We start from the raw sequence: 26,994 nt of genomic DNA, 5'->3' as shown, positions 1-26,994 counted from the left end.
TCTCGCTCTTTGAAATGCTGTTCAGGCATGGTTTCGATAGGCCGAGCTATCCGTCGGCGATGGCGCACCCGAGACGAAAAAAAGGCCCCTGGGGAGGGGCAAGACTGCCATCGGGAGGGAGGGAGCAAGACTGCCATCGGGAGGGAGATGGCAACGAGGGCTTGCGCGCACTCTGCGGCGACGCGCTGCGATTGGTCGGGAAGCGACAAGCGCCCTAGAGGTAACGCGTACTGATATCGACGCTCGAACGCTTCCCTATCGCGTCGTAGTTCGCCATCAGCCAGTCCTCCGCGCATTGTCGGCCGCGATCACGGAGGTCTACCAGGGCTCCCCACTCGGCATTGAGCTTGCTCGAGACGCTGAGGTTTCTCATCGTCTCATCGTCCGAGATGCCGTGCACGAAGATGCGTTTGAGTCCGAGGGAATTGCTTGCCTCGGAATCGATCAGTTGCGTCACAAAGGCGATTGCACGCATCTCCCTGAGCAGCGATGAGTTGAAGCTGATCTCGTTGATCCTGTTGAGGATTTCGGCCGCAGTCCTCGGCAATTCCGTTCGCTCGAGCGGATTGATGTGTACTACCAGCACATCCGGCGTCTCGCAGCCGTAGATCAACGGGAAAATTGCGGGGTTTCCCATGTAACCGCCGTCCCAATAGGCTTCGCCGTCGATCTCGACTGCCTGAAAGAGGAAGGGCAGGCAGGCAGAGGCCATCACCGCGTCTATCGAAATCTCGTCATTCGGAAACACCTTGACCTTGCCGGAGCGCACATTGGTTGCGCAGATGTTCAGCTTGACGGGGCAACGCGCCATGCGGATCGCATCGAGATCGATCGATTGCTCCAGCACCTGACGTAAAGGATTATAGTTCAGCGGATTGAACTGATAGGGCGATAGCAGTCGCGTCACCATGTCGAAGATGATAAAGGCTGGCGAAAACTCCAGAGATTTCGACCCGGTAATGCGATCCAGCAAGCTCGGCTGCAGCGGACTGAAGGCGGCCGCGTGGCTGATGCGACGCCAGAAATTGGCGAGTGCCTTTTGGGCGCCGCTGCGGCCACCTTCCGCAAGCCCGTAGGCCAACACAGCGGCATTCATCGCACCAGCGCTGGTCGCGACAATGCCCTCGAAGGACAGGTTCGGCTCATCGAGAAGCCGGTCGAGCACCCCCCAGGTGAAGGCGCCGTGGGCCCCCCCTCCCTGGAGCGCGAGGTTAATCGTTCGTGGCGACCTCAGATCGACGAATGCGGGCTTTTCCTGATCATCAGGCGCGGGGCCAACTTTGGCGTGCTTGTTCATGGCTCTCCTCCTCTTTCGCCGCACAATCAGTGCGCCGTCCATCCGCCGTCGACGGGAATGGCCGCGCCGGTTATCGAGGCGGCAGCGCTGCCGCAAAGGAAGATGCTCAGCGCCCCCAATTCGTCGACGGTCGCGAAGCGTTTCGTCGGCTGGTCCTTCAGGAAAATATCGCGGATCACCGCATCGCGGGCTATACTGTGCGACTTTGCCTGCGCGTCGATTTGCGCCTCGACGAGCGGCGTCCAGACATAGCCGGGGCAGATCGCATTGGCTGTGATGCCGAATTCCGCTCCTTCGAGGGCAACAACCTTGGTGAGACCAACGAGCCCATGCTTGGCGGCTACATAGGCGGCCTTGTAGGGTGAGGCGACAAGACCATGGGCCGAGGCAACGTTGATGATGCGCCCGTAACCGCGGGCCCGCATGGCAGGGTAGGTCGCGCGGACGAGATGAAAGGCTGCGGAAAGATTGATAGACAGGATCGCGTCCCACTTGGCCTCGGGGAATTCGGTGATCGGGGCGACATGCTGAATACCGGCATTATTGACGACGATATCTACCTGCCCGAAGCGGGCGCCGGCGCGCTCGACCATCATCCGGATCGCCTCCGGACTCGACATATCGGCGCTGTCATAGGCGACGTCGACGTCGTTCTCGTCCGCCATCTCGGCCCGCTGCCGCTCAATCTCGACCGGGTCACCCAAACCATTGAGCATCACTGCCGCGCCCGCCTTCGCCAGCGCCTGGGCGATGCCGAGACCAATGCCGCTGGTGGAGCCGGTCACAATGGCGCTGCGCCCCTCGAGGGTTCTGCGCCCGAGGATTGCATCGGTTTCAACGTCAGTACTTTTCAGCATGTCCGCGTCTCCTCTCGTTTGGCCGAAGGGCCTCTTCGGGGAGAGAATGGCGCTGTATTCATTTCAACTGAAATGCCACTGTGCTATGAATTCGATAGGTGAATTGCATTGGCGATGGCGGCGCGTGCGTAGGAAGTTCGCTGCCTCGATTTCGGCACTCCGCGGCGTCAGAGTTGGTGGCGTCTCGCTAGCAACGATTTGCAAGATTCCTTTTAGCTTCGGGTCGATCCGAAGGAATTGGCGTAGAAGCCTTCCGGGGGGACAGGTATGGACATTCACCATGTTCGCTATTTCCTGGCAGTCTGCGAAACGCGCAACTTCACGCGGGCGGCCGAGAACTGCCACGTGACTCAGCCAGCGCTGAGCCGCGCTATTCAGCAACTCGAGGACGAAGTCGGTGGGCTTTTGTTCCGGCGCGAGCGCAATCTTACCCACCTGACCGACCTTGGAAACTTGCTGCGGCCTCGCTTTCAGTCGATCGTAGACGAGTTGTCGGGCGTCCGGCAGGAGGCCTCGCGCTTCCTCTGCCTCGAGGATGCGCATGTGAAGGTCGGCGTCATGTGCACGATCGGGCCGCGCCGCTTCACTGGCCTGCTCAGCGACTTCAACATGCGGCACCGCGGCATTCAGCTCCAACTCGTCGAAGGCGTGCCCACCAAACTTTCCGAACTGCTCGAGGCCGGAGAGATCGACGTCGCCATCATGGCGAGCAGTGACCAGTTCCCCGAGCGTTTCGACGTGACGCCGCTGTTTCGCGAACGGTTCATGCTGGCGTTTCCCGCCGGCCATCGCCTCTGTCAGTATGATGCCATACCGATCACGGCGATTGATGGCGAGATCTACCTTAGGCGAGTGAACTGCGAATACTGGGACTATCTGTCGGACCTTTGCGACTCGTTCGGGGTGAAGACCCGGGTTTCCTATTCGAGCGAGCGTGAGGACTGGATACAGAACATGGTAGCCGGGGGCCTCGGAATCTGCTTCATTCCCGAATACAGCGCAGTCATTCCTGGACTTCAGGTGCGGCCCGTTGCTGAACCGGAGGTCACGCGGGAGGTATGTCTCGTCACCGTCGCCGGTCGGCGATTCTCCCCGGCCGTCGCCACCTTCGTCGGCGCGGTGAAGTCCTACGGCTGGGCGGCACCGCACGCCGGCGTCGATATGCGGCGCACGCCCGACGCCCATGCGGATGCGCCCCCTCTGCCGCAATAGCTCTGGGCTATCGAAATCAAAAGCAAGCGGCATTTCTTTGCCGGCCGAATATCTCGCAATCTCCTTGTGCCCGCCGGAATCTCTCCGGCGTGATCGACAAAGGAGAACCCCACATGCCTCGAAAGCTCACTGCAGGCCGCCTGCCCATGACAGTCGCTGCGACGCTCGCCCTCTTCGCCTCCACTAGCGTGGCGATGCCCGCTTTTGCTGGGGAATGCCCCAGCGATCAGGTGATGGCAGGCGCCATGGAGCCGGGGGCGACTGCCCCGGAAGGCGTCACGGACGACGTCCTCGCCTCGATTGATCTGTCATCGAAGGGTAGTACCTGGAAGGGAAATGCACTTAGGTTTCGCAAGCTCGTCATCCAGCCGGGCGGTGTCGTGCCGTGGCACTCGCATGAGGCGCGACCCGCCAACATATTGATCGTCGAAGGTTCGATCACCGAATATCGCAGCACCTGCAAGGTCCCGATCCAGCACAAGGCTGGCGAAGTCACCGCCGAGTTCGGCAGCCTTGCCCACTGGTGGAAGAACAACGGCTCAAAGCCCGCCGTGCTCTATTCGGCCGATATCCTGCCGCCGATGTCGAAAGACGATCACGCCATGTGAGCCGCAAGGCGACAGCAATACAATCATCGGACGTTTCCGGCCGCTGGCGGAAACGTCCACATTTATAGGAGGACAGCGATGGCGGACCTCGATCATGCCTTGCCGCCGGCGTCCGTATCCGTGCTGGCAAACCCCGTAGCCGACCGCTGGCATTTCGGCATCATTGCGCTCATCGCATTCCTAACCCTCGTCGATCTCTTCGCCGCCCAGGCGATCCTGCCATCGCTGCAGCGAGAGTTCGGGGTGAGCCGCGCTACAATGGGTCTCGCGGTCAATGCCAGCACCTTCGGCATGGCGGCCGCTGGCGTTGCCGTCGGCATCTTCGGGCGCAATCTGGATCGGCGAAACGGCATCTGGATCAGTCTCGCACTGCTTGCCATACCGACCGCCTTGCTCTCAACATCGCGGGACATCGCGATCTTCACTGGCCTGCGCGTGGCGCAGGGCCTGTGCATGGCGACCGCCTTCACGCTCACCATGGCCTATCTTTCGGAGCGGTTCCCGGCCGAGCGGGCGACGGGCGCGCTTGCCGCCTATATCACCGGAAATGTCGCGAGCAACCTCTTCGGCCGCATTCTCTCGGCGGCAGTTGCCGATCTCGGTGGTTTGTCGATCAACTTCCAGACCTTCGCGCTGCTCAACCTGGCGGGCGCGGCCCTCGTCTGGACCACGTTGAAGCGGACGGAACGCATGATGCCGGACCGACACAGGCGAAGCAGGAGCGAAAACTGGAACCTAAGTGGGCGCTCGGTGCTCGGCAATCGACGCCTGCAGATCGTGCTCGCCATCGGCTTCCTGATCCTCTTCGTCTTCATAGGGACATTCACCTATGTCAACTTCCGGCTGGTCGAGCTCGGGCTGTCGCCGATGCAGCTCGGCCTCGTCTATCTGGTATTCCTGCCATCGCTGTTCACGACGCCGCTCGGCGGGTATATCTCGCGTCGCCTCGGAGCCGGGGCCGGCATTGTGCTGACGCTCCTATGCGCTGCGCTCGGGCTCGTCGCCCTTCTGAGCAGTAGTTGCGCCGTTGTGCTTGCCGGCCTCGCCATGGTCGCCGTCGGCACGTTTCTCGCGCAGGCGCTTGCCACCAGCCAGGTCGGCCACATCGCCGAGACGGAGAAGGCAACGGCAAGCGGCGCCTACCTCGCCTCCTATTACACGGGCGGGCTCTTCGGCAGCCTGGTGATCGGCCAGATCTACGATCGTTTCGGATGGAGCACTTCAGTCCTGACGCTCGTCGCGATGGCTGTGCTCGCTATGTTCTTTGCCGTGCCGCTGCGCGCCATAAGGTCCGGTTATCGAAATGGACAAGAGACGGCATTATCAAATCGCAACGACGAGCCTCATCCTTGAATGAGCCCCATCGGGGGCTACTGCATGATTTCTTTGATCGAAATCGATTCAGGGACAATTCATGCAGCAACTCAAAGTGTTACGGCGACCTTTGCGCGTCCGTTGGACGCGCAAAGCTGTAGAGAGAGGAGCTTTGAAATGATGAAGATCAGCAATGCGATACTATCGGCAGCCTTGCTCATCGCAATGACGGCACTGGCTCATGTGTCGACGGCCGAGGCCGCAGACTGGGACGGTATCGTCACGGTCAAGAGCCGCTATTCGGTCAGCGAGACCGTGAACCGCATCAAGGTCAGCGTCGAGGATAAGGGGATTACCCTCTTCGGCGTCATCGACCAGGCCAAGCTCGGCAATGCCGCCGGCAACGAGGTGCGACCGTCGCGCCTGGTGATGTTCGGCAATCCGGCACTCGGCACGACGTTCATCACCGCCAATCCTCTCGCCGGACTCGACTGGCCCGTCCGGGTCCTCGTCTATCAGGCGAAGGACGGATCCGTCTACGCCGCCTACACTGACTTCGACTGGATCGCAAAACGGCATCGAATTTCGAGTCGGGAGCGCGAGTTTGCCATGGCGTCGCAGGTGATCCAAGCTGTCACATCAAGTGTCAGAGAGTAGACGCGCGGCCAAAAGCGCTCATTGACTCCTTCCAGGAGCCGGCGAGCGCTTCTGCACTTCTCCATCGACGGGCTTGAAGGCTCTCGACGAGAGGGCCTCGGCCCTTACGTGCTCGCCTTGAAGGGAATCGAACCGCGGGCCCCATGCTGTCCGCTCCGGAACCACCGCGCGCTCAATGCTTAAAGCAATTATCCCGGTGCCATCGGAGGAAGTGCGGATGCGGCCTTTCGAAAGGTCGCTGCGGAACGATCGCGTCTCCCGTTTTGTTGATGAGTGACTGGATACTCTCCGGGTCATTTACCTGCCGCGAAACAAGAATGTTCAGGTCGTCGGAAAGACTGATTAGGCCCAGATCGAACATCCAGTGGGCGGTTCCGGAAAGTGCTATGCCATTGCTCAAGATGTCAGGGCCGTTGGCTTCCACCGGACGAATGTGCGCGGCATCGACTTCGGCACGGCCGCCGCCGTTGATCAGCTTCAATCCGGTGATTGCACATCGCTTGTCGTAAGCTTTTGAGGACAAGACGGCGGAAAAGACGATTGCGAACAATTCTAGAAGTGAGCTGAGTGACGCGATCACGCTCCTGCTCAAAAGCGAAGGGTGGCTGCAGCTGCTCCCCAAATCCGGGCGCCGGATCGACGATCTCCGGCTCGCAGACCCGTGGCAACTCCGGCTCCCGTTCATCGAATCCCAGCGAGAGAATGCGATTGAAATCACCCGGAGAGATCGGCCTGACGGCGGACTGCGCTCTTCCGGAGATGCGGCCGTCGGCATTCAGCAGGCCCCGTTCGACCACCCCTTCGGCATTGCTGAATGGAACCGGGTTGATGAAATCGAGATAGGTCCCCGGCTCAATCAACGCAAGGTACATGCCGGGCGCTTTGCGATCCGGAATGACCTCAGCTACCTTGGCGATGGCAAAATAACCACGCGTCTCGGCTACCTTCCTCGGCTCGTAGTAGATGATCCAATCTCCGATGCAGCCCTGGGCACGTCCCAGATATTGGCTCGGAAACTGATACCGTTCCGCCGGGCTGTCGTCGTAGATCGAATCTGAGCGATGAATGAAAACCCCGAATCCCATATTGCCGCTATAGCAGATTCTCGCACCTGCTCGACAGAGTTGTAGTCATATCGGAACACGGCGCGATGCGGCATGCGTCCCAATAAAGATTCAACTTTCATTAAACATAAGGGCTTAGCAGGCCACGCCCGGCAACAACCGGCCAAAGACCATGTGAACTGCTTATCGCCATGAGAAAACAGTCTACTTCCTCCCTTTACTTTCAGCGAAAGATCTCCGAATTCTGCAATATCCGCGTCGCTCCGTTTGCCTCGAAGCGCGCGCTCGAGAACATCAGGCCTTACCTCATCAGCTTGGTCATCTATCGAAAGACGCCGCCCATGCGGAACGGGCGCATCGATTGGCAGGCCGTCGCCGACACCTGCGGCATCGAGGACGAGATGACGGCGGAGCTGAAGAAGAACCTTCGTCCTGGCCTTGAAGCCATCCTTCGGTGGTTGGACAAGGAGCGACCGGAGGAGGATGACCGCCCGGCAGTCGAGCAACCCAGAAGGGAAAATGAAGCCTGCTGGCGATTCGGCCAAAGCAATGGCGGCTCGGCCGAGTTCCGCGGCAGCCACGGCCACCGTGAAACCAGAGCAGTCACGAGCGAAGCAGGCCGTTGAGCTAAGGCCGATCGAGGACTTCCCGACGCCGCTGTTCGACCGGACCGAGGAGCCTGAAGAATTTCAGCAGGCGCTCATCTATCACATGCGCCGGCACGGCGACAGCTATTGGCATCTGCATCGCGCCGTGATCAGCGACGAGCATGCCTTCGACCGCAAGACTCTGCTGAGCTGGGCGAAAGGCACCAAAGCGCCGCGGTCGATCGCGAGCTTTGACATCCTGTCCCGTATCGAGCGTCGGTACCGGCTGCCCGACGGCTATTTCAAGGCCAAGCTGCCGCACCAGGCGCGATCGGCGTCTGGCCATGAGGTCGGAAGCAATATCAGTGCCGCGGAGCGGCGCCGGCTCGCTCGGCATCTGCCGGACAACTTCAACAGCCTGCCGTTTGGTAAGCGCCAGGAAATCCTCGAATGGGTTCGCCGCGTGATTATCTCCGGTTCCACCGACTACCGCCGTTTCCAAGCAATGGCGACCAGACAGCGCTACGCCATCCGATTCCCGGCGATTTCCTACGGCGGATCCCCGTCATCACGAGCGTCGGCTGATGCCTTGGATTGGGAAGAAAACGATCATACGCCTATCGAGGATCCCGACCTTCTTTCGGCGTGGTCGACGCCCCTCCCCGCCTCGCCATGGAAATGGCCAATCTCATCCGTTTCAAGACGGCCACGCTGACGGCACTCGGGTTCCAGCGAAACGGCGTCTGGGGAGAGGAAACGGCTGCGCAGAAGATCGAACATCTCGGGCTGATGTTCGGCGCCTTGGCTGCATCTCCGAAGGGCCCCGTCAAAGGCTATGGCGTTCCGCTCAGCCAGTAGACCTTCGACCTCCTGGTTTTTCCCGGTGTCTGGGACTGGTATCTGCAGTGGCGCGAGCGTCGACGCGGCTTCTACACCACCTGGGAAGAGGACATGCTGAGCGTTCTTCTCAACCTGGTGCGCGCCGAAACGGGCTGGCTTTGGCAACACCCGGAGCTCGTCCGAAATGTGACGCCGATACCTGGGCTGATCTCCGCGGCAGCGATTGCAGCGGCCGAGCGGGATTGGCACGCGGTCTGCGAAGCCTGCTTCAAGCACGCTTCGAATCGCTCGAAGGAAATTCAGCGGGTGATGCGGGTTCACCGGGATCCATTCGAGCCGATCATGTGCGTGCTCGAGGCGGACAGCCCCCTCGCCGAATACCGCAAGATCACCGACGACATCCTCAAGCGCATGCCGGACGAGGATCGCTATCCGCGGGCCGCCGCCGAGGCTGTCCGGTCGTTCCTGATGTTGCGGCTCGGCTTGCACCTCGGCCTTCGCCAGAAGAACCTGCGGCAATTGCTTGTCTGCCCGCGCGGGCATTTCCCGACATCGGAGCGCCGGCTCGAGGATATGAAGCGTGGAGAAATCCGCTGGAGCGATCGCGACCGCGGCTGGGAAGTACTGGTCCCGGCGAACGCCTTCAAGAACGCCAACTCCTCCTTCTTCGGCTCAAAACCCTTCCGCCTGGTCCTGCCGGACCTCTTTGGACCTTTACAAATACCTAAACGCCTACATCGAGCGGCATCGCGGGGTGCTGTTGGCCGGCGCCGACGACCCCGGCACTCTATTTGTGAAGACGGTGAAGGCAAACAGCAGGGACGCCGCCTATAACCAGACGACCTTCTATGAGGCCTGGCGGCTGACGATCCAACGCTATGGCATCTACAATCCTTATACCGGCCGCGGCGCGATCAAGGGCCTGCTACCGCATGGGCCGCACAATGTCCGTGACGTGCTCGCCACGCACATCCTCAAACAGACGGGCTCCTACGAGCAGGCGAGTTACGCCATCCAGGACACCCCCGAGATGGTCGCCAGCCACTATGGCCGCTTCCTCCCGCAAGACAAGGCCGCTCTTGCGGCCAAGATTCTGAACCAGGTATGGGAGTCCGCCGCTTAGTGATGAGCTCCACGCTAGGGGCCGAGTAAAGGGACCACGTCAGTCTACGGCAATGATATGACGCATCGTCGGTCGAGACATCTATCCTATTGTTTTCATTGTGCCCGGATAGAGAAAAAGCTTCGGACTCTGACATAACAAGGATAAAACCTAACGACTAAATTTGCCCGCCGGCGAAATGTATAACCGCGAACCGAGCATTCAAAACGTGGATAAAAATCCGCATGGAATGCTCAGCGGCATCCCTTTGTTTTCAATGCAAAATTTCTGCGGTTTCTGTTGCGCGCAGGGTTCTGACACATCCGAATCTGATATAAGGGGGATAAAACGAGGACATAACCATGCCGATTCACGATCCCTGCGCACTTCTAAGCCGACTGCTGGAAGAACCCACCGAAAGCGCATGGTTGGAATTCAAGGTCAACAATAAGGATCCACGCGAGATCGGGGAATATGTGTCCGCGCTTGCGAATTCGGCCATGCTCGCCGGCAGAGATCGCGCCTTTCTCGTCTTTGGAGTGGAGGATCGTACGAAGAGGCGGGTAGGCACGGAGCTTCGTCTGCAGCAACAAAAGCAAGGCAACGAGGATTTCACCAACTGGCTAACTCGCATGGTCGAGCCGCGGGTGCTCATTGAGGTTCTGGACTTTGTTTGCGATGATCTGGCGTATTCCGTCGTTGCCATCGAGCCGTCTTATGAGCGGCCTGTAAAATTTGCAGGCACCGAATTTGTTCGCATCGGCGAAAACAAGAAGAAGCTCGCCGAGTTCCCTGAGCACGAGCGTTCACTCTGGATAGCAACAGGGCGCCGACGCTTTGAAACCGCAGTTGCGTCATCGAACGTCACCGCGGACGGCGTCTTCGCTATGCTCGACCCGGACCCCATCTACGATCTGACAGGTGATCCCAAGCCGAAAAATCCTCAGGAGATCATTCGAAAGATGGTCGATGCTGGCTTCCTTCTCGACAATCTGGAAGGCCGTTTCGATATCACCAATCTGGGCGCCATCATGTTGGCGCGTGATGTCACCGTTTTCCCATCGATAGCTGGCAAGACCGTTCGCATCGTCAAATACTCCGGCCGCGACAAATCGCGTTCCGACTTCGAGCAGGAAGGCAAGAAAGGGTACGCCGTCGGCTTTACCGGAATGATGCGGTTTCTGATGGAGCGGCTGCCGAAAGAGGAGCGATACATCGATGGCGTTCGGCGGATGGTGCCGCATTTCCCGGAAACGGCCGTTCGTGAAGTGATCGCCAATGCTCTCATACACCAGGATTTCATGGCGACCGGCGTCGGTCCCGTCGTCGAAATCTATGAGAACCGCATCGAAGTCACCAATCCAGGTAGCTCTCTGATCAGCACTGACCGCATTCTCGATGAGCGCCGCTCGAGAAACGAGAAGCTCGCTGCGACCATGCGGTCGTTCGGCCTTTGCGAGGAGCGCGGCGGTGGGCTTGACAAAACACTGATCGAAATCGAAGCACAGCACCTGCCCGCTCCTGACTTCATCTCATCCGAGAGTTCGATGCGGGTCGTGCTGTTCGCACCGAAGACGTTCGGTCAAATGTCGAAGGCTGAGAAGCTGCGGGCATGCTTCTTCCACTGCGTCCTGCGCTGGCTCACCCATGATTACATGAGCAACGCCACGCTCAGAGAGCGGTTCTCTCTGGCACCGGAAGAGTATCAGGCTGTGTCCGCGGTCATCGCTGACTCAATTAAGCTCGGCCGCATTGCACCTGCCGATCCCGACCAGGGAAAGCGGAACGCAAGATATGTCCCCTACTGGGCCGCTTGAGCATTTCGATGAGTAGCGGGATGCAAAACCAAATGAGCGACACCGTCAGTGCATATGACGCTCACGCCGGCGCCTTCGCGACCCAATACGAAAGCGGCTCCGCCGAAGCGGTGCACTGCCCTGCTCGAATACATTCGCCGTGATTACAATCTGATTGCACTGGATGTGGGCGCTGGATCCGGTCGCGATGCGGCGTGGCTTGCCTCACTCGGTTACGAAGTCGTCGCGGCCGAGCCGGCGGCTGGTATGCGCATCGAAGCACAGCGGCGCCACCCTGACCCGCGGATTCGGTGGCTCGACGACCGGCTACCGGATCTGGCCGTTGTGCATCGCCTCGGCCTCGCATTCGACCTAATCCTGCTAAGTGCCGTATGGATGCATGTGCCGCCACCTGCGCGGGCGCGCGCTTTTCGCAAGCTTGCGACCTTGTTGAAACCGGGCGGCGTCGTCCTCATCAGCCTGCGCGAGGGTCCGTCCGAGCCGAACCGACCGATGTGGCCGGCACCGGTTGGCGAGGTGGAAGCGCTCGCACGCACGCACGGACTTGCCGTCCTGCGAGCCGTAACGAGCCAGGACCAGTTCGGCCGCAATGAAGTGCGATGGACTGGAATGTGCCTGCGCCTGCCAGACGATGGCGCTGGCGCTCTCCCGCTGCTGCGAGGTATCGTTCTGAATGACGAGAAGTCTTCCACCTACAAGCTCGGCCTTCTCCGGGCCGTGGCGCGGGTCGCCGACGCGACGCCCGCGCTCGCCGTACCGCACGCCGATGAGGACGTGGTCGACATACCCCTCGGAATGGTCGCCCTGAATTGGATCCGCATGTACCTGCCGCTCGTCAGCGCCGGCTGCCGCAGACGCCCGGCAACTCAGGGCCGGACGGCTTGGGCTTCGCCAAGGCAGGCTTCCGTGAATTGTTAGCCCACAAGGTCGTCGGCCAGGATCTGCGTATCGGGGCGCGTTTCATCGGCGACCGAGCTGCCGCTGTTGCGCGCGCATTAGCAGAAGCCCGACGCACCATTGCCGACATGCCGGCCAACTACACCCGGTTCCCGAACACAGAGGTGAGGGTTTTTCGGGCGGCCACATCCAAGGCTCCACGTATCAGGGGCGACCTGACGTTAGACCGAGAGGTGCTCACGGCCTACGGGAGCCTTACCGATCCGGGACACATCTGGCGGACGCTTCAGCGACTCGGCCCATGGATCGAGCCGGTGCTGGTTCATGAGTGGTCGCGTCTTGTCCGCGCTTACGGCGAGCGAATGGGTCGTCCCGTATTGCATGGCGAAGTCGAGGCTGCCCTTGCTTGGCTCGACCCGGCCCGAGACACTCTTCTCGCACGATCGACGGCTAAGCGCATGCTCGAGCAAGGACGGCCAGTTACTTGCGTGTGGACTGGTGCGCAGCTCGGCCCAGGAATGCTGGACATTGATCACTGCCTGCCTTGGTCGGTCTGGCCCTGTGGAGATCTCTGGAATCTGCTTCCCGCCTCACCGCGGGTCAATCAGCACCTCAAGCGTGATCGGCTGCCCTCGGCGTCAGCTCTGGCTGCGGCGCGGGAGAGTATCATCGCCTGGTGGGACCAAGCCTGGCTCCCTGACGAGGGCGCTTCAGCTCCGGTTCGAACGAGAAATCGTAGCCGCGCTACCGGTCGGCACCGGTGCTTCCACTGAAGACGTTTTTGCTGCCCTTGAATGGAGGCGTCTGCGCCTGCGGCAGGACCAGCAGGTGCCCGAGTGGGCAGGTGTTCGAAAGGTGGCTGTCGAGGATTTGTTCTGACAGGGGCGATCGCAGGTCATGAAAGCGAGATTCGGCTGACCAGAATTTGCACCCGGACGCGCATCGGTGAAATGGACCCGGACCACACCGAAACACGCCTCAGATTTCTCAGCGGAGTTTTGAAGTGCCCACCGCGTAGGCACCCGCAGGTCGGACTAACTACTTTGTGTAGCTTTTCGCCGTTTGACGAAGCGTTCTACTATCTTGGCGCGTAGAGCGGAGAAGCGCATGCACTATCGCCAGAAGTCGGTGCTGTTCGCGGCACCTTGGCTCGTTGTTGGATTGGTCGCGGTGGTCGTCTCTGGCGGCATGACCGTCAGCGACTTCGAGAAACCCGAGCTGCTGGTCGCCGCTCTGTTCGTCGGGGTCATCGTTGGCATGGCCGTTGAGCAGTGTTTGTCCGCGATGCGGCGGCAGGCTTGGCGGGCCAATACACGCTGGCAGGAAAAGCGTGGCGGCGCGAGCATCGTCACTGGGCCGTGGCTGCCAGCACTCGTTCCGGAGCCGCCGAAAAAGCCCGATGCTGCCGAACAGTTGCGCATCGTGATGGGCGCAAACTTCACGATTCAGCCCCTCCTCAACAAGAGCGAAGCGCGCGTGTTCAAGGAACTCGACCGAGTCGTTATGGGCTGCAACCCGACATGGCAGGTGATGGCCCAAGTTTCTATGGGCGAGATCATCCGCAGCAAGGATCCGGTCGCGCATAGCTGCATCAATTCAAAACGCGTCGACCTGCTCCTGGTCGACGGAAACTGCCAGCCTCGGCACGCCATTGAGTATCAGGGTGGTGCGCACCACCAGGGCGCCGCGGCCGCGCGCGACGCCATCAAGAAAGAGGCTCTCCGTCGCGCCGGAATCGGCTACCACGAGGTCGTGGCTGGCCAAACGACCCCGGCGGAGCTGAGGCGCTTGATCGAAAAGCTAGTGGAAAAGCCGAATGTCAACTAGCTCCCTGCCTCGTCGAATTCTGCGCATCACGAGCCACGACCACCAGCGGGGTCGGAGTGGCTCCCCCGCATTGGAAGGTTGCTTGATGCCTGAATGGCCAGTTGCTCTTGATATTGATTTCGCGGCAGTTCGGCAGAACCTGTTTTCGGCCAGTCACGGAGCAATCAGCGACTGGCGGTCATTCCCTTGGCATCGTGACCGTGAAAACCGGGTTCAGGCGCACAAGGCGCATTCGTCGCAAGCCATTGCCATTGATGTGTTCGGCACGCTCAAGATGAGCACTGATCGCGACCGGATCCTCGACGCCATCGCCAGGCAAGTTGGCGTGCCGCCCGGCGGTCCCTGGTCGATAAACCTCGAATGGACTGATGGCGATCGCCTCCTGCGCGAGCTCCGACCGACACAAGTCGACGCCCTTGCCGTTGGCTCCAAGGCGGCACTGATTATCGAATGCAAGTTTACCGAGACGGGAGGGAAATGTAACCAAACTGCCGCGTCCCGCACTGGAAAGCCCCAGTGCAATGGGAGCTACAGCGACCAGATCAATCCCGGCAACGGCGTCCGGTCCCGCTGCACCCTGACAGGCAAGGGAATTCGCTACTGGGATTACATCCCTAAGCTCTTCGATTTGGATCCGACGGCCGAGTATGCACCCTGTCCTTTCGCCGGCGACGCCTATCAGTGGATGCGCAACGCGGTGCTGGCGGCAGCCATAGGCAAGCACCGCAACCTTCACGCCGCCGCAGTTGCCGCCTTCGCCGACCACCCAAATTTCCCGACGGCCCGGAAGGCAAAACTGGGCCTGTTTGATGCCAGGCTGGGCGGCGGCCAAGCCGCAATCACGCCGATCTCCTATCAGGAGATCATCGAGATCGCTCGCCAAGTGGGGCTGGATCAGCAGCTTTGGACCGATCTTTCCGAGTGGGTCGGCGAAAAAATTACGAGGGTCTCATCACAGCAGCCTGAGAGCGCCGTCGCCACCCGCTAGCAGATTGCAGCGGTTTGCTTATTACTCCCTAAATTCGGATTTTCGCACGACGCCCCTGCACCCGCATCCGGTTCCAGACGACATTATGCGATCTTCTGAGCCCAGAACGTGAACATCCTCGCAACAAGGCGCACAGAGCTCGTGAAGACGACTCGCTTCGACCCAAAGGCGACTTTCATAGATCGAACCGTGGAAAACCGCTTTGCGCCGATCCTCAGTCGTTCGGCAATCAAACCGACCTATCAGGGTATGTTGACCCTGAGCTACCCCGATAGCCAAGTTCAACGGAGAGCCACCGGCGGGGGCCTGCTCATCGAACCTGCGGCAACCGTGAGAACCGTGCTCAGTGCGAAACCGATACAGAATGCGGCTATGCGAAGCATTGATGTTTCCTCGAGTTCCAGAGTGTTGCAAGGCTGCCGCCTATTCAGGCCGCCTTGTCGCGGCCAATTGCCTGGACCTTGTTCCAGATACGTCCGGGCCGGGGAATGTCGAGTTCGAAAATGGTCTCAAAGACGTCCGCGAGATGGTCCGCGCTTGTGATGCGGTGTTCGCTAACGCTGTTGGGCGTGACGGTGCGCAAGCGGTCGTTCTGCAGGGCGACATAGCCGTCCGCGGTATGACGCATGACTGCCAGCGCGTTTGTGAAGGGCGATCCTGGATCTCGCATCAACCAGGCACGCGTCGCGGCCATGGAGGCTGTGATCGGCCCGGAAATCGAAACTGTGCGCGATTCCATGCACATGATTATTGAAGCGCAGCCAGCCGTCCTCCGTCGGCATGATTGAAAAATCGAAACCCCGCTGGCTGATCGGTCCGACAGCAAGCGGCACGGGTTCGATGATGGCGTCGGCCACGCCGACCTCGGCGAGATAGGGGCGGTCGAGATCGACGCGCAGCGTCAGATGATTGCCGATGGCAATGTCGCCCAGTTTTTCACGATCAACGCCACCGCAAAGACGGGTGACCCGGAAGCCGAGCGCATCAAGAGCTGCGCCAAAGAGACCGTTCATCTCGTAGCACCAGCCGCCACGCCTGCCCTCCACCATCTTGGCGAAGGCGGACGCCGGGGTCATCGAGGACGGCCATCCCATGAAGGCATCCAGCGCCTCCCAGGTGAATGTCATGAGATGAGCACGGTGCAGTCTCGACAGGGTGTTAAGGTCGAGAGAAACCGGCCGGTCGACTCCGATCCTTGCGAGATAGGTGTCCAACTGGCTGGTTGTCAGGGACATTCCGTTTTCGTTTGAAGGCACGTGTGTCATTCTTGCTCCTTTCGATGGACCGTTGTTGAGACTCTCGACGCTGTGTTTCAGGACGGCCTGTCGCCGGATCAGGCGACCTTACGATCTTCGTTGGGCAGGAACGTAAGGCCGAAAGCCATTGCGACGGAGGCGATTTGCTCGGGCGTTTCGGGCTTGCAGAGCTCGATGATCGGAAAGAAGGCTTCGAACCCGCCGGGGGTAACGACGGCCATCAGACGGCCTTCCGTTTCTCCAATGTTCCGGAATCGATGCGGCACGCCGCGTGGCAACGCGATGCAGCCACCCTCCGCCAGTTCGACATAGTCGCCGGCACACCAGAAGCCGAAGCAGCCGGACAGGACGCGGAAGAACTCGTCCTCTCGCTCATGCACATGAAGCGGCGGGCCTTCTCCGGGCGGCACGATGGCCTCTAGCATGCCCAGCGCGCCGCCTGTATTGGCCGCCAACATGCGTATGACGTGTTTGCCGAACGCCGCTGCCGGCGTTCCATGGTCGGGCGGTGATACCGCCGCATAGGTGAATGTCTTCATGTCGGGTCTCCTTCTGCTTGAGGACACCCATCGATTACTTTGTGCTCCGTCTCATGATAAGAGCGATAAATTGACATTATTGAACGGATAATCGCTCTCATGAAAACGCTGGATCCGCTTGACGGGATTGCCGCCTTCCTAACGGTTTCCACGCATCTCAGCTTCACGAAGGCGGCAGACGAACTGGGCATGTCGCGTGCGACGGTGGGAGCCCAGGTCAGGCAGCTCGAGGATCGCCTCGGCATCCGCCTCTTTCAGAGATCGACGCGCAAGGTCGTTCTGACCGAGGCGGGCGCCGCCTACCGGGAAGCCCTTTCGGGTATCCTGCCGCAGATAAGAGAGGCGGAACGGGCGGCAACCTCGTTCCAGAAGGAAGCCGTCGGGCGGTTGCGGGTGTCCGCGCCGCCCGATCTCGGGCATCTGGTGATCGTGCCGGCAGTTTCGGAGTTCCTCAAGCTCAACCCGGCTGTGTCCCTGGAGCTGGACCTGTCGCATCGGGCCGTGAACCTGGTCGAGGATGGCTTCGACCTTGCAATTCGAGGTCGCCTCGAGGTCGATATCAATCTCATCACCCGGCAACTGGCGACATCGCAAATCGTAATATGCGCTTCGCCCGCCTATATTGACGAACATGGTGCGCCGGAGTCGCCGCACGACCTCGCCCACCACTCCTGTCTCCACTTCGCCGAACTAAGATGGGGGCGGATCTGGCCGTTCAGCAGGAACGGTGAGGAGTTTCGCATTCCAATCGTGCCTCGGCTGGAACTCAATCACAGCCTTGGCCTGCGCGACGCCGCCTTGCTGGGAGTGGGTATCGTCCTCCTGCCCGACTTTATCGTTGGCGAAGACCTCAGGCAGGGCCGGTTGATACGTCTTCTCCCCGATTGGCATATCAGCACGATACAATTGCAAGCGGTCTATCCGGCCAATCGCCATATTGCGGTAAAGGTCCGACGCTTCGTCTCGTTTCTGGCAGGCAAACTGCGGCCGTAGCCGAGGCGAAACCCGCGCTCCGGATGAATGTGAGAATGAGCAGAAGCGACAGGAGGCTCTCACGGACGCCCCGCTGAAGACCAACGCTCGACCCGTTGCAGCCGCTCTCTGATGGCCGCGGCGATGTCTGGTGCTGCCCTAACCCGCTTCTCTCACCGCCTTTAGCGCCGGTGGCGCAACTCGGCCCGCCGGGACGCCTGTTTGGCGCTCCGGCTTCGAAGACGAACGGAGTCGGCGCCACTGTGAGCGGCGGGTCTGGGTTCGGCGATGTCTCCTGTTCTGGTTGCGGAAGGGTTTCAGGCCGGCGGCATCAGCGGGCCGCGGCACGTATTCGGGCGTGTGCCAGTGCAAATTCGTCGGCATAGGGACAGGCGGATGCCATCGCGATTTTGATGCGACGCACCGAGACGCGGACCTGGGCGCCGATCTTTAACAGCTTCAGCCGGATGGTGCCGCAGGTCGCCTCGGCGAGCCGCGTATGGGCAAGGCCAAGGCGGCGCAGGGCGCAGATCAGCACGTAGGCCAACGAGGCGAACCAGAGGCGCAGTTGATTGGCGTGCATGGTGTGGGCGCTGGTGCGGTCGGCGTAGAGATCGAGCTGGCATTCTTTGATGCGGTTCTCCATGTCACCGCGGGCGCAGTAGAGATCCTCGTAAAGCGTCTGTGCCGCCCAGCGCTCTGACTTAAGGGAGGTGACGATGAAGCGCGGATTGGCGCCCAGCAGCGTCCATTCCGCTTTTCCAACGACCCGCCGTCGTCGTGTCCAGCTGTCCTTGGTCGACCACAGGAAGTCGCGGAAGACGCGGGTCGCCTGGGCGCTTGCCTGGGATAACAGGCTTGCTTCCTCCATGGCCGGCGCGATTTGCCTTTCCAGCCGCGGGTTGCGAGCAAGGCCAAAGACATAGTCGACCTTGTTGGTCTCGCACCAGTCCATCAGTTCGTCGCGGGCGAAGCCGGAATCGGCGCGCAGGATGATGCGCACGTTTGGCCAGCTTTGGCGGATCTGCCCGATGATACGATCGATTTCGGCGACCGAGCCTGCGCTGGCGTCGATGTTCGAACGCCGTAGCTTGGCCGAAAGCAGGTGGCGGCCGCAGAAGATGTACAGCGGCAGATAGCAATAGCAGTTGTAATAGCCGTGAAAGAACCGACCCTCCTGGTGACCGTGCAGCGGATCATCGGTGGCGTCGAGATCGAGCACGATTTCCTCAGGCGGGCTGTCGTGCGCGTCCAGGAACAGCTCGATGAACAGCGCTTCCAGCGCTTGCCTGTCGTAAGCGATCTTGTGATAGCGCGTCGGCTGGCCGAGACGGCCGTGCTCCAGCCGGTTCAAGGTGGATTTGCCGGCAAGCACCGCACAGTCTTGCCGCTTCGGCGTCAGCCGCTCCGACAGAAGCGCGAGCACCGGGTCGTGGCGCAGCCTGTCGTGGTCATCGACATCCTCGTAGCCCAGCGCGATCGCCGCAACGCGCTGCCCGACCAGCGTGCGCACGCTGTGGACCGTGCACGTCGGATCGCGGTCATCAACGAAGCAAGCGGCCACCCGGTCGAACAGTCCGATGACCCCATCGACATGGCGAAGCAGCAGGGCGCCGGCATCCGAGGTGATCGCTCCGCCGTCGAAACCAGCGACCACTTTGTGACCGTCGAAGCCTTCAAATTCGAGCTGCTCGGCGATACAGTGTGTTTGCATCGGACCCCCTCAACGAATCTGATAACCCTTTGTAGCAAAAGAAGTTTCTCAGATTCGCGGGCCCGATGCACCTCTTACTTTGAGATATTCAGGCTAAAGTATCCACCGGAAGGCTCACCGCAGCGTCGCTATTTTCCGGACATGATCGCGCCGGAAACCGGGCGCTTACCACCAACCAAAACATCAACGTGCAGTGAGCCGGCCTATGGACTCCGGGCGGACTTCGCCACTGCGCTGAGACCGCTGGCATCACGAATCCCCGATTGATAGGCACGGATCAGCGTCGCCGCGAGCACCTCCGCCTGTTCGCCGTCGCTCGGCAATGCCCTTGTTTGCAACTCGCTTTTGAAGACCTTGTCGATGAGTTCCAGTTCGTCGGGCCCGATCGGTTCAAATCCGAAATCCAGAGCGCTTCTCATGATTTCTCCTTCATGCGCCCAACCTGCCGGGCCTTGCGTCAAGTGGACTCTACGCTTGTTAAGGCGAATAACGAGTCAATAGAACGCCGAGACGCCCAGGGTCTGATACCGTACGGAAGGGGACTACTGCGGCGACAGCCCGCACCAATTCTCTGAAGCATTTCGAACCAATTTGTCTGCCGGCCCATCCAGATCGACCTGAGAAATAGGCGCCCAACGGCGCCTGTGTTACTGTGATAGAGTGAACAGGGGTCCAGGTGGCGAGGGCTACTCCCGAGCCTCATTCGCCGGGGAGCTAAATGGCAGTTACTTCTCAGAGCCCGCTGCGCAACCAGTTGCTGGCGCTTCTCCCTGAAGCCGACTATCTGCAGATCGCGGGCGAGCTCGAATATGTCGATCTACAAAGGGGGGCGCTTCTAGCGAACGCAGGCGAGCCAATCGAGCACGTTTACTTTCTGACGTCCGGCATCGGCTCCCTTATCGCGTCGACGCCTGAGGGCAACAGAGCGGAGGCGGGCATATTCGGCAGCGAAGGCTATGTCCCGACATCCGCAGCTATGGGCGTGGAGCTGAGCGTCCACCAGGTGGTCATGCAGATCGACGGGGATGCCCATCGGATGGAGTTCTCTTTGTTCCGGTATTGGATGGAGCGGAACCGGAATTTTGCCAGGGTCATGATCCGCTGCATCGAGGCCTTTTCGATCCAACTCACTTACACAGCCATTTCGAACGCCGTTCACGGTGTCGACGAGCGGCTCGCCCGGTGGCTCTTGATGTGTCACGATCGCGTTCCCGGAAACCAAATCCCGCTCACGCACGAGTTCCTCTCGCTGATGCTAGCGGTCCGGCGTCCGAGTGTCACGACAGCGCTCCACATTCTTGAGGGCAACGGCTTCATTCGTTCCTTGAGAGGGCAGATTGTCATCCGCAACCGCGCGGACCTCGAAGAGTTCGCGCGTGACGCATACGGCAAACCCGAGAAAGAATATCAGCGTCTCATGTCCGGGCTCTTTTGAGGGCCTTGGCGCAATACCCTCCCGCTTGCTGGGATCGCCGAAGGTGTCCCTTGCTCAGAAGAAAGGCCCCTCTTTGCGAGAGAGGCCAAGTTCGATGCAAGCCACGCTTTGGTCGGGCTCGCGCCTGCCCCAATGCTCCATCCGTGAACTCCCTTCTGCACGGATTCGAACGGACGTCCGTGTCCGCCACCGTACGAAACAGGCCTGTTGACTGGACGCCAGCGTTAGGACCTCTAAATTAGCGGCTGCGCATGCCACATCCCAAAAGAAATCCGACAGAATGCATGGGAGGAGAAACATGAATCATTCAGTCGTTTCGTTTCAGGCGCGTACAGCTTCACGTAGCACGCACTTTTCCACTCAGTTCACCACTGCAGCCGACTTCCGCATCCAGAAGAAAGCCGAGCGAATTTGGGAGATCTCAGCCTTGTCCGATCGCGCCCTGAAATGGCTGAATACCGAGTATCGGCCAGATTCTCCTGTGCGAAACGACGCGTTCAGAACCTGTCTCACCGGGGCTAACCGGTTCATGAGAAACGCGCGCGACGAAGGATACCGCATCGAATATGTTGGCCCGCTGAGTGTCAGCTATTTTTAGGGCGCCGGCGCCTGCCAGCAAAAATCACCTCTTGAATATAAATTCGCCTAAAATTACATCGTGTGACGCAGCGTGCGCAGAACGCAAAAACACCGTCAACAAGCTTCATTCGTGGAGGTTGTCATGGAAAACGGACTGATGGAGGGCAAGAAAGCACAGGATTGGCTCAATCTGGTGCTCGCTGTCGCCCTGTTTGTCTCACCGTGGGTGATCGGGTTCGCGCCTGAGACCATGCCGGCGTGGAACGCATGGATCGTTGGCATCGTGCTCGGCGCTCTGGCAATTGCCGCGCTCGCGGCGTTTGCGGAGTGGGAAGAGTGGGCCAACCTGGTGCTCGGGATCTGGCTGATCGTCTCGCCCTGGCTGTTGCAATTCGCGACGAACATCAACGCGATGTGGACCCATGTGGTCCTCGGTGTGCTCGTGGCAGCCGTGTCGGCTTGGGCGCTCTGGGACTATCGGCAGAACCCGCACGCCCATGTATGATCCGAGAGTACCGCCCGCCGCTGCAGCGGCGGGCGGTTCCGTATTGACGATGGGAACCTAACATTCGCCGTCAAGAACGGTGCAGCGCTTCGGCCAAAGCCATTTACTGCTCCCCTAAACACTAGCGGCTCCTGTCATCCAGGCGTAGGCAACCGCGGTATCGCGAGACGGGAAGCGCAGTTCGACCTGCGTGAGCGTGTCACTCCCGCCGGTATAGCCGATGAGATGATCGATCGTCGGCGGGACTCTCCGTTCGAACACCAGCAGCCAAGGTCGTCTAGAAACGCGCGCCGACGTCATTACGGAGCGTGAGGGACGAAAGATGCGTGCTACCCGCATCGATGCTCGGCCGTGGAGGGTCCTTGTCAGCCGCGGGGTGCTGGTTGTCGCTTACCTGCTTTGCGAACTTCCGATCAGCGCTACCAGATTTTCCCTGTCGAGAACGGAATTCCATCATGACGTCGATTTCGTAACGAGAATAGCCGGTCGGGCAATCGATGCCCGGTCGGCGGGCGGTGGCACTATTTGTCTCTATCGATGCTGATCCGCTTGACGTTGGCTCGCGCCTTCTCAGTCTTCGGCAACGGCACTGCGAGCACACCGTTTTTGAACGTCGCGGCAACCTTGTTCTCATCGACCTGGCGACCAAGAGCCAGCCGCCGTTCGAAGCGCCCGTAGTAACGCTCGGTGAACCGGCGCTCCTTGTCCTCGGTGTCCGATTTCTTCTCGCCCCGAAGGGTAAGCACCCCCTCGTCCAGCAGCACCTTCATACGTCTGGATCGATGCCCGGAACCTCCGCTATCACGCGGATCTCATTGTCGTTCTCCTCGACCTCCACGGTCGGCCACGATCCATTAAGGGGCGTCATGCCACCGAACGGCGATGGCTGACCGAAACCGCGGAAGACGTCGTCAAACAGACGGGTGCAACGACAGGAATGGATCCATCTCATCACCGCGATAGACGCTCGGGACCTGGCTGCTGCCACGGTTCCACGGGATCAGGTCACGTACATTCATGGCTTCATCCTTTCTTTCGTTTCATTCTCTCCTCTTGGTTCGGTGCAGTCTCCCTCCCCTCGCCTGCCCGGCGACAGGCGACGTTCGAGCGGTGCGCCGTCTACGCTGCCTTGTCGCCTTCGATCTGCTTCGAAGCGGTCATCGCCGTCTGGGTTTCGATGGTGATCCGACGCGGCTTCATCTCCTCAGGTATCTCCCTCCTGAGATTAATGACGAGCAGCCCGTTTTCGAGCTTTGCGCCCTCGACGAGGACATGATCGGCGAGTTCGAATCTGCGCGCGAACGATCGTACGGCAAGGCCCTGATGGAGGTACTGCACCTCCTCATCCTCGGACTTGGCACCGGTGATCACGAGCATATTCGCCTCATGGGTGATCATCAGTTCGTCTTCGGCAAAACCCGCTGCCGCGATGACGATCCGGTAGGCATCTTCGCCGAGTTTGACGATGTTGTAGGGCGGCCAGGTCTCAGCATTGAGGCTGGCGTTTTCCAGCAGATCGAACATGCGGTCGAAGCCGATGCTGAACCTGTAGAAAGGGTTGAAGTCGAAGCTTGTTCTCATAGCTACATCCTCCGTAGAGCAACATAGATACGAGGAAGCGCCAAGAAGCGTGGCGCTCCCTGACCATGCCGACCCAATTGGCATCGGCAGGAATGAGTAGGGAAATACAGAGCCTCGCGTCAAGAGGTGAGGCGAGACGATTAGAGCAGACGGCGATGCTGCGAAATCATGCCTTTAGCACTCCATGTGATGGAGTGCTAAAAAAATTCATCGCCCCTCTTGAAACTAAAAAAATCGGAAACCAGATCGATTGGCGCGATGCCAAAACATCGTGCGTCCCGCGTCGGATTCGTCTCGGATGCGGCGGGGAGGACTCTCTGAAAATCTGTCAGTCCACGAGGAGAGCGACATGACGTTTCGTCCCTTGCATGACCGTATCCTGGTCCGCCGCATTGAAGCCGAGGAGAAGACGGCCGGCGGCATCATCATCCCCGACACGGCGAAGGAAAAGCCGCAGGAAGGCGAGGTCATCGCCGTTGGCCCCGGCGCACGCGATGACGGCGGCAAGCTTGTCGAACTCGACGTCAAAGCCGGCGACCGCATTCTGTTCGGCAAATGGTCCGGCACAGAGATCAAGCTCAATGGCGAGGATCTGCTGATCATGAAGGAATCCGACGTGATGGGCGTGATTGAGAGCGAAGCCTCGGCCAAGAAGGTCGCCTGAGCGATCGGGCCGATTGAAGGAGTAGAAAAATGGCTGCCAAGGAAGTGAGATTCCACACCGAAGCCCGCGAGAAGATGCTGCGGGGCGTCGACATTCTCGCCAATGCTGTGAAAGTGACGTTGGGCCCAAAGGGCCGCAACGTGGTGCTCGACAAGTCGTTCGGCGCTCCGCGGATCACCAAGGACGGCGTCACCGTCGCCAAGGAGATCGAGCTCGAGGACAAGTTCGAGAACATGGGCGCCCAGATGGTGCGCGAAGTGGCCTCCAAGACCAGTGACATCGCCGGCGACGGCACCACCACGGCAACAGTTCTCGCCCAGGCGATCGTCAAGGAAGGAGCAAAAGCGGTCGCCTCCGGCATGAACCCAATGGACCTCAAGCGTGGCGTCGACAAGGCGGTGGATGCTGTGGTCGAGGAGTTGCGGAGGAACGCCCGCAAGGTCACAAAAAACGATGAAATCGCCCAGGTCGGCACGATCTCGGCCAATGGCGACACGGAAATCGGCCGCTTCCTGGCAGAAGCGATGGAAAAGGTCGGCAACGAAGGGGTGATCACGGTCGAGGAAGCCAAAACCGCGGTGACGGAACTCGAGGTCGTTGAGGGCATGCAGTTCGACCGCGGCTATCTCTCGCCCTATTTCGTCACAAATCCCGACAAGATGCGCGTCGAGCTGGAGGAGCCGTATGTGCTCATCCACGAGAAGAAGCTGTCCAATCTGCAGGCGCTGCTTCCGGTTCTCGAATCGGTCGTTCAATCCGGCAAACCGCTGCTGATTATCGCCGAGGATGTCGAGGGCGAGGCGCTTGCCACCCTCGTCGTCAACAAGCTGCGTGGCGGCCTGAAGGTCGCTGCCGTGAAAGCGCCGGGTTTTGGCGACCGCCGCAAGGCCATGCTCGAGGACATCGCCATCCTGACGGGCGGTACGGCAATCTCCGAGGATCTCGGCATCAAGCTTGAGAACGTGACGCTCGACATGCTCGGCCGCGCCAAGAAGGTGGTCGTCGAAAAGGAAAACACGACGATTGTCGACGGGGCTGGTTCGAAGACCGAGATTGAGGGCCGTGTTGCCCAGATCAAGGCGCAGATCGAGGAAACCACCTCAGACTATGATCGCGAGAAGTTGCAGGAGCGTCTCGCCAAGCTCGCCGGCGGTGTTGCGGTGATTCGCGTGGGTGGCTCAACCGAGGTCGAGGTGAAGGAACGCAAGGACCGCGTCGATGACGCGATGCATGCAACGCGGGCGGCGGTCGAAGAGGGCGTGCTGCCTGGCGGTGGTGTCGCGTTGCTGAGAGCCGTCAAAGCCCTTGATAGAGTTCAGACCGAGAACCCCGACCAGAGGCACGGCATCGAGATTGTCCGCCGGGCGATCGAAGCGCCGGTGCGCCAGATCGCCGAGAACGCGGGTGCCGAAGGTTCGATCATCGTTGGTAAGCTGCGCGAGAAGACCGAATTTGGCTATGGCTGGAACGCCCAGACCAACGAGTTCGGTGACCTTTTTGAGCAGGGCGTAATCGATCCGGTCAAGGTCGTTCGAACCGCCTTGCAGGACGCCGCCTCGGTCGCCGGGCTTCTGATTACCACCGAGGCAATGGTCGCCGAGAAGCCGAAGAAGGAAGCACCGGTTCCACCGATGCCGCCTGGGGGCATGGACTTCTGACCGAAGGGTCCGCGCCCGACGGGCGCGGACCCCGTGAACCAATGCCTTGCCCATCGATGGGTAAAGCGTTCGAACAGGTTTGGAGCAGGTCGGCACGAGCCCGAGACATAGCTCCGACAGGCTGGACGCGGAACCGCCAGCCCGCTCCCGAAGGAGGATCTTAAAAAAAAATCGGGGCCAAACGTGACCACGCGTTCGTCGAAATATGTTGGCGTATTCGCCGCACTCGTCCTCGTTATGGTTCCTGGGCCGCCACCGGCGGCACAGCCGTAGGCCGCCATCTCGACAGGCACTCAACGTTCCCTCGCTGATGTCCTGGAGGACATCACGCCGGCAGTCGTCAACATTGCGGTGAGGTCCCGAGCTCCGGCCGAAACCAACCCTCTCTACAACGATCGTTTTTCCGTCGATATTTCAACTTGCCTGAGCAGCAGCGGCAGCGGCTGAGCGCTGGTTCCGGCGTCATCGTTGATGCCGACAAAGGCTATATCCTCACCAATCACCACGTCGTCGCGGACGCCGGCGAGGTTGTCGTGACCCTGAAGGACCGCCGCCGGTTCGCGGCCGAACTCACCGGGTGTCCGTTTTTTTTACTGAATGACCTGTACTACGGTGCGTGTCTTTGGGTCAGCGATGATCCGCTTCTCGTTGACTACCGCATAGGCATAGCGGCTGTCTTCGGGAACCGGGGTAAGAACCACCGTCTCTGGCAGTGGTTTGCCGACCACGACCTGCTCTTGAATCACGATCGGCTGAGTTGGAAGCGGCTGCGCCTCAACATATTCGATCACCTTTGGCGGCGGGGGATCGATTGCCGCTCCGGCGACAGCGCCTGCGACGCCTCCAACAGCGGCACCTACTGGTCCACCTATGACTGCACCAGCGGCGGCACCACCAGCGGCTCCGGTGACCGTGCTGTTCTTCGATGTGTTCTGTGCTGCAGCAGGAAAAGCTGCCCCGGCAATTCCAAGACTCAACACAATTGCACCCTTGATGAGTACACCTTCCATCACAGAATCTCCTC

General features: G+C 60.2%; 23 protein-coding genes and 5 pseudogenes. 17 read left to right on the top strand and 11 right to left on the bottom strand.

All coding sequences use genetic code 11. The annotated features are described in order from the left end of the window. Positions 1 to 214 precede the first annotated feature (214 nt). Both NGR_RS02615 and NGR_RS02610 read right to left on the bottom strand, forming a co-directional pair. Positions 215 to 1,297: a patatin-like phospholipase family protein gene (locus NGR_RS02615; RefSeq protein WP_015886668.1), complete on the bottom strand. Its 1,083-nt coding sequence runs from the start codon at positions 1,295 to 1,297 to the stop codon at positions 215 to 217. Between the two features lie 26 nt (positions 1,298 to 1,323). Further along, the gene (locus NGR_RS02610; RefSeq protein ID WP_015886667.1) at positions 1,324 to 2,154 is read right to left on the bottom strand and encodes a 3-hydroxybutyrate dehydrogenase; all 831 of its coding nucleotides are present in this window, start codon (positions 2,152 to 2,154) and stop codon (positions 1,324 to 1,326) included. 267 nt (positions 2,155 to 2,421) lie between these two features. Here NGR_RS02610 and NGR_RS02605 point away from each other — a divergent pair, with 267 nt between their 5' ends. The 4 genes from NGR_RS02605 to NGR_RS02590 all read left to right on the top strand — a co-directional run bounded on the left by NGR_RS02605 (position 2,422) and on the right by NGR_RS02590 (position 5,945). After that, the gene (locus tag NGR_RS02605; protein ID WP_015886666.1) at positions 2,422 to 3,366 is read left to right on the top strand and encodes a LysR family transcriptional regulator; all 945 of its coding nucleotides are present in this window, start codon (positions 2,422 to 2,424) and stop codon (positions 3,364 to 3,366) included. 113 nt (positions 3,367 to 3,479) lie between these two features. Continuing rightward, entirely contained in the window at positions 3,480 to 3,974 is a 495-nt protein-coding gene (locus NGR_RS02600) for a cupin domain-containing protein (protein WP_015886665.1), read from the top strand. Positions 3,975 to 4,052: 78 nt separating this feature from the next. Then, positions 4,053 to 5,327 (top strand): MFS transporter, encoded by a 1,275-nt coding sequence (locus tag NGR_RS02595; protein WP_015886664.1) that lies wholly within the window; start codon positions 4,053 to 4,055, stop codon positions 5,325 to 5,327. A gap of 138 nt (positions 5,328 to 5,465) precedes the next feature. Beyond that, a complete protein-coding gene (locus NGR_RS02590; protein WP_164923819.1) occupies positions 5,466 to 5,945 on the top strand; it encodes a DUF302 domain-containing protein in 480 nt (159 codons plus the stop codon). Positions 5,946 to 6,117: 172 nt separating this feature from the next. Here the strand turns inward: NGR_RS02590 and NGR_RS02585 are convergent. Next, positions 6,118 to 7,030, bottom strand: a pseudogene (locus NGR_RS02585) (HNH endonuclease). A gap of 170 nt (positions 7,031 to 7,200) precedes the next feature. Here NGR_RS02585 and NGR_RS02580 point away from each other — a divergent pair. From NGR_RS02580 to NGR_RS02555, 6 genes and pseudogenes are all read left to right on the top strand, one after another. Continuing rightward, a pseudogene (locus tag NGR_RS02580) lies at positions 7,201 to 9,559 on the top strand (hypothetical protein). 341 nt (positions 9,560 to 9,900) lie between these two features. Continuing rightward, on the top strand, positions 9,901 to 11,355 hold the full coding sequence (locus tag NGR_RS02575; RefSeq protein ID WP_012706587.1) for an ATP-binding protein: 1,455 nt from the start codon (positions 9,901 to 9,903) through the stop codon (positions 11,353 to 11,355). Positions 11,356 to 11,409: 54 nt separating this feature from the next. Next, positions 11,410 to 12,273: a class I SAM-dependent methyltransferase gene (locus NGR_RS02570; RefSeq protein ID WP_012706586.1), complete on the top strand. Its 864-nt coding sequence runs from the start codon at positions 11,410 to 11,412 to the stop codon at positions 12,271 to 12,273. Between the two features lie 107 nt (positions 12,274 to 12,380). Next, positions 12,381 to 13,025, top strand: coding sequence for an HNH endonuclease domain-containing protein (locus NGR_RS33760; RefSeq protein ID WP_432654017.1), 645 nt, complete (start codon positions 12,381 to 12,383; stop codon positions 13,023 to 13,025). 334 nt (positions 13,026 to 13,359) lie between these two features. Then, on the top strand, positions 13,360 to 14,079 hold the full coding sequence (locus tag NGR_RS02560) for a DUF2726 domain-containing protein (RefSeq protein ID WP_012706584.1): 720 nt from the start codon (positions 13,360 to 13,362) through the stop codon (positions 14,077 to 14,079). A gap of 85 nt (positions 14,080 to 14,164) precedes the next feature. Then, positions 14,165 to 15,067: a PGN_0703 family putative restriction endonuclease gene (locus tag NGR_RS02555; protein WP_012706583.1), complete on the top strand. Its 903-nt coding sequence runs from the start codon at positions 14,165 to 14,167 to the stop codon at positions 15,065 to 15,067. A 427-nt stretch (positions 15,068 to 15,494) separates the two neighbouring features. Here the strand turns inward: NGR_RS02555 and NGR_RS02550 are convergent. Next, positions 15,495 to 16,332: pseudogene (locus NGR_RS02550) on the bottom strand (arylamine N-acetyltransferase family protein). Between the two features lie 68 nt (positions 16,333 to 16,400). Further along, entirely contained in the window at positions 16,401 to 16,862 is a 462-nt protein-coding gene (locus NGR_RS02545; protein WP_012706581.1) for a cupin domain-containing protein, read from the bottom strand. Between the two features lie 99 nt (positions 16,863 to 16,961). On the opposite strand from NGR_RS02545, the gene NGR_RS02540 reads away from it, so the two are divergent. Beyond that, entirely contained in the window at positions 16,962 to 17,855 is an 894-nt protein-coding gene (locus NGR_RS02540) for a LysR family transcriptional regulator (RefSeq protein ID WP_012706580.1), read from the top strand. Between the two features lie 310 nt (positions 17,856 to 18,165). Here the strand turns inward: NGR_RS02540 and NGR_RS02535 are convergent, their stop codons facing one another. Together NGR_RS02535 and NGR_RS02530 are read right to left on the bottom strand one after the other, a co-directional pair. Further along, positions 18,166 to 19,548 (bottom strand): IS1380-like element ISRsp7 family transposase, encoded by a 1,383-nt coding sequence (locus tag NGR_RS02535; RefSeq protein ID WP_012706579.1) that lies wholly within the window; start codon positions 19,546 to 19,548, stop codon positions 18,166 to 18,168. A gap of 203 nt (positions 19,549 to 19,751) precedes the next feature. Next, entirely contained in the window at positions 19,752 to 19,967 is a 216-nt protein-coding gene (locus NGR_RS02530) for a hypothetical protein (RefSeq protein ID WP_164923817.1), read from the bottom strand. 299 nt (positions 19,968 to 20,266) lie between these two features. Here NGR_RS02530 and NGR_RS02525 point away from each other — a divergent pair, with 299 nt between their 5' ends. The 3 genes from NGR_RS02525 (at position 20,267) to NGR_RS02515 (ending at position 22,067) form a co-directional block, all read left to right on the top strand. Then, entirely contained in the window at positions 20,267 to 20,983 is a 717-nt protein-coding gene (locus NGR_RS02525) for a Crp/Fnr family transcriptional regulator (RefSeq protein ID WP_012706577.1), read from the top strand. Positions 20,984 to 21,281: 298 nt separating this feature from the next. Then, on the top strand, positions 21,282 to 21,581 hold the full coding sequence (locus NGR_RS02520; RefSeq protein ID WP_012706576.1) for a hypothetical protein: 300 nt from the start codon (positions 21,282 to 21,284) through the stop codon (positions 21,579 to 21,581). Positions 21,582 to 21,704: 123 nt separating this feature from the next. Further along, positions 21,705 to 22,067: an SPW repeat protein gene (locus tag NGR_RS02515; RefSeq protein ID WP_012706575.1), complete on the top strand. Its 363-nt coding sequence runs from the start codon at positions 21,705 to 21,707 to the stop codon at positions 22,065 to 22,067. Between the two features lie 114 nt (positions 22,068 to 22,181). Here the strand turns inward: NGR_RS02515 and NGR_RS32800 are convergent, their stop codons facing one another. The 3 genes and pseudogenes from NGR_RS32800 to NGR_RS02500 form a co-directional block, all read right to left on the bottom strand. Then, positions 22,182 to 22,367, bottom strand: coding sequence for an NADH dehydrogenase ubiquinone Fe-S protein 4 (locus NGR_RS32800; RefSeq protein ID WP_240545128.1), 186 nt, complete (start codon positions 22,365 to 22,367; stop codon positions 22,182 to 22,184). A gap of 221 nt (positions 22,368 to 22,588) precedes the next feature. Next, positions 22,589 to 23,086: pseudogene (locus tag NGR_RS02505) on the bottom strand (Hsp20/alpha crystallin family protein). A 100-nt stretch (positions 23,087 to 23,186) separates the two neighbouring features. Further along, positions 23,187 to 23,648: an Hsp20 family protein gene (locus NGR_RS02500; RefSeq protein ID WP_012706573.1), complete on the bottom strand. Its 462-nt coding sequence runs from the start codon at positions 23,646 to 23,648 to the stop codon at positions 23,187 to 23,189. Between the two features lie 349 nt (positions 23,649 to 23,997). On the opposite strand from NGR_RS02500, the gene groES reads away from it, so the two are divergent. The 3 genes and pseudogenes from groES to NGR_RS32795 form a co-directional block, all read left to right on the top strand. Then, on the top strand, positions 23,998 to 24,312 hold the full coding sequence (groES, locus tag NGR_RS02495; RefSeq protein WP_012706572.1) for a co-chaperone GroES: 315 nt from the start codon (positions 23,998 to 24,000) through the stop codon (positions 24,310 to 24,312). Between the two features lie 29 nt (positions 24,313 to 24,341). Further along, positions 24,342 to 25,970, top strand: a complete 1,629-nt coding sequence (groL, locus tag NGR_RS02490) for a chaperonin GroEL (RefSeq protein ID WP_012706571.1) — start codon at positions 24,342 to 24,344, stop codon at positions 25,968 to 25,970. 183 nt (positions 25,971 to 26,153) lie between these two features. Continuing rightward, a pseudogene (locus NGR_RS32795) lies at positions 26,154 to 26,548 on the top strand (trypsin-like peptidase domain-containing protein); the annotation flags it as partial. Positions 26,549 to 26,560: 12 nt separating this feature from the next. On the opposite strand, the gene NGR_RS02485 reads toward NGR_RS32795, so the two are convergent. Continuing rightward, entirely contained in the window at positions 26,561 to 26,980 is a 420-nt protein-coding gene (locus NGR_RS02485) for a DUF1236 domain-containing protein (RefSeq protein WP_012706570.1), read from the bottom strand. Positions 26,981 to 26,994: the final 14 nt, after the last annotated feature.

The organism is Sinorhizobium fredii NGR234 (assembly GCF_000018545.1).
Lineage (GTDB): Bacteria > Pseudomonadota > Alphaproteobacteria > Rhizobiales > Rhizobiaceae > Sinorhizobium > Sinorhizobium fredii_A.
Note: the sequence above shows the minus strand (reverse complement) of the source record. Positions and strands in the feature narration are given on the sequence as shown.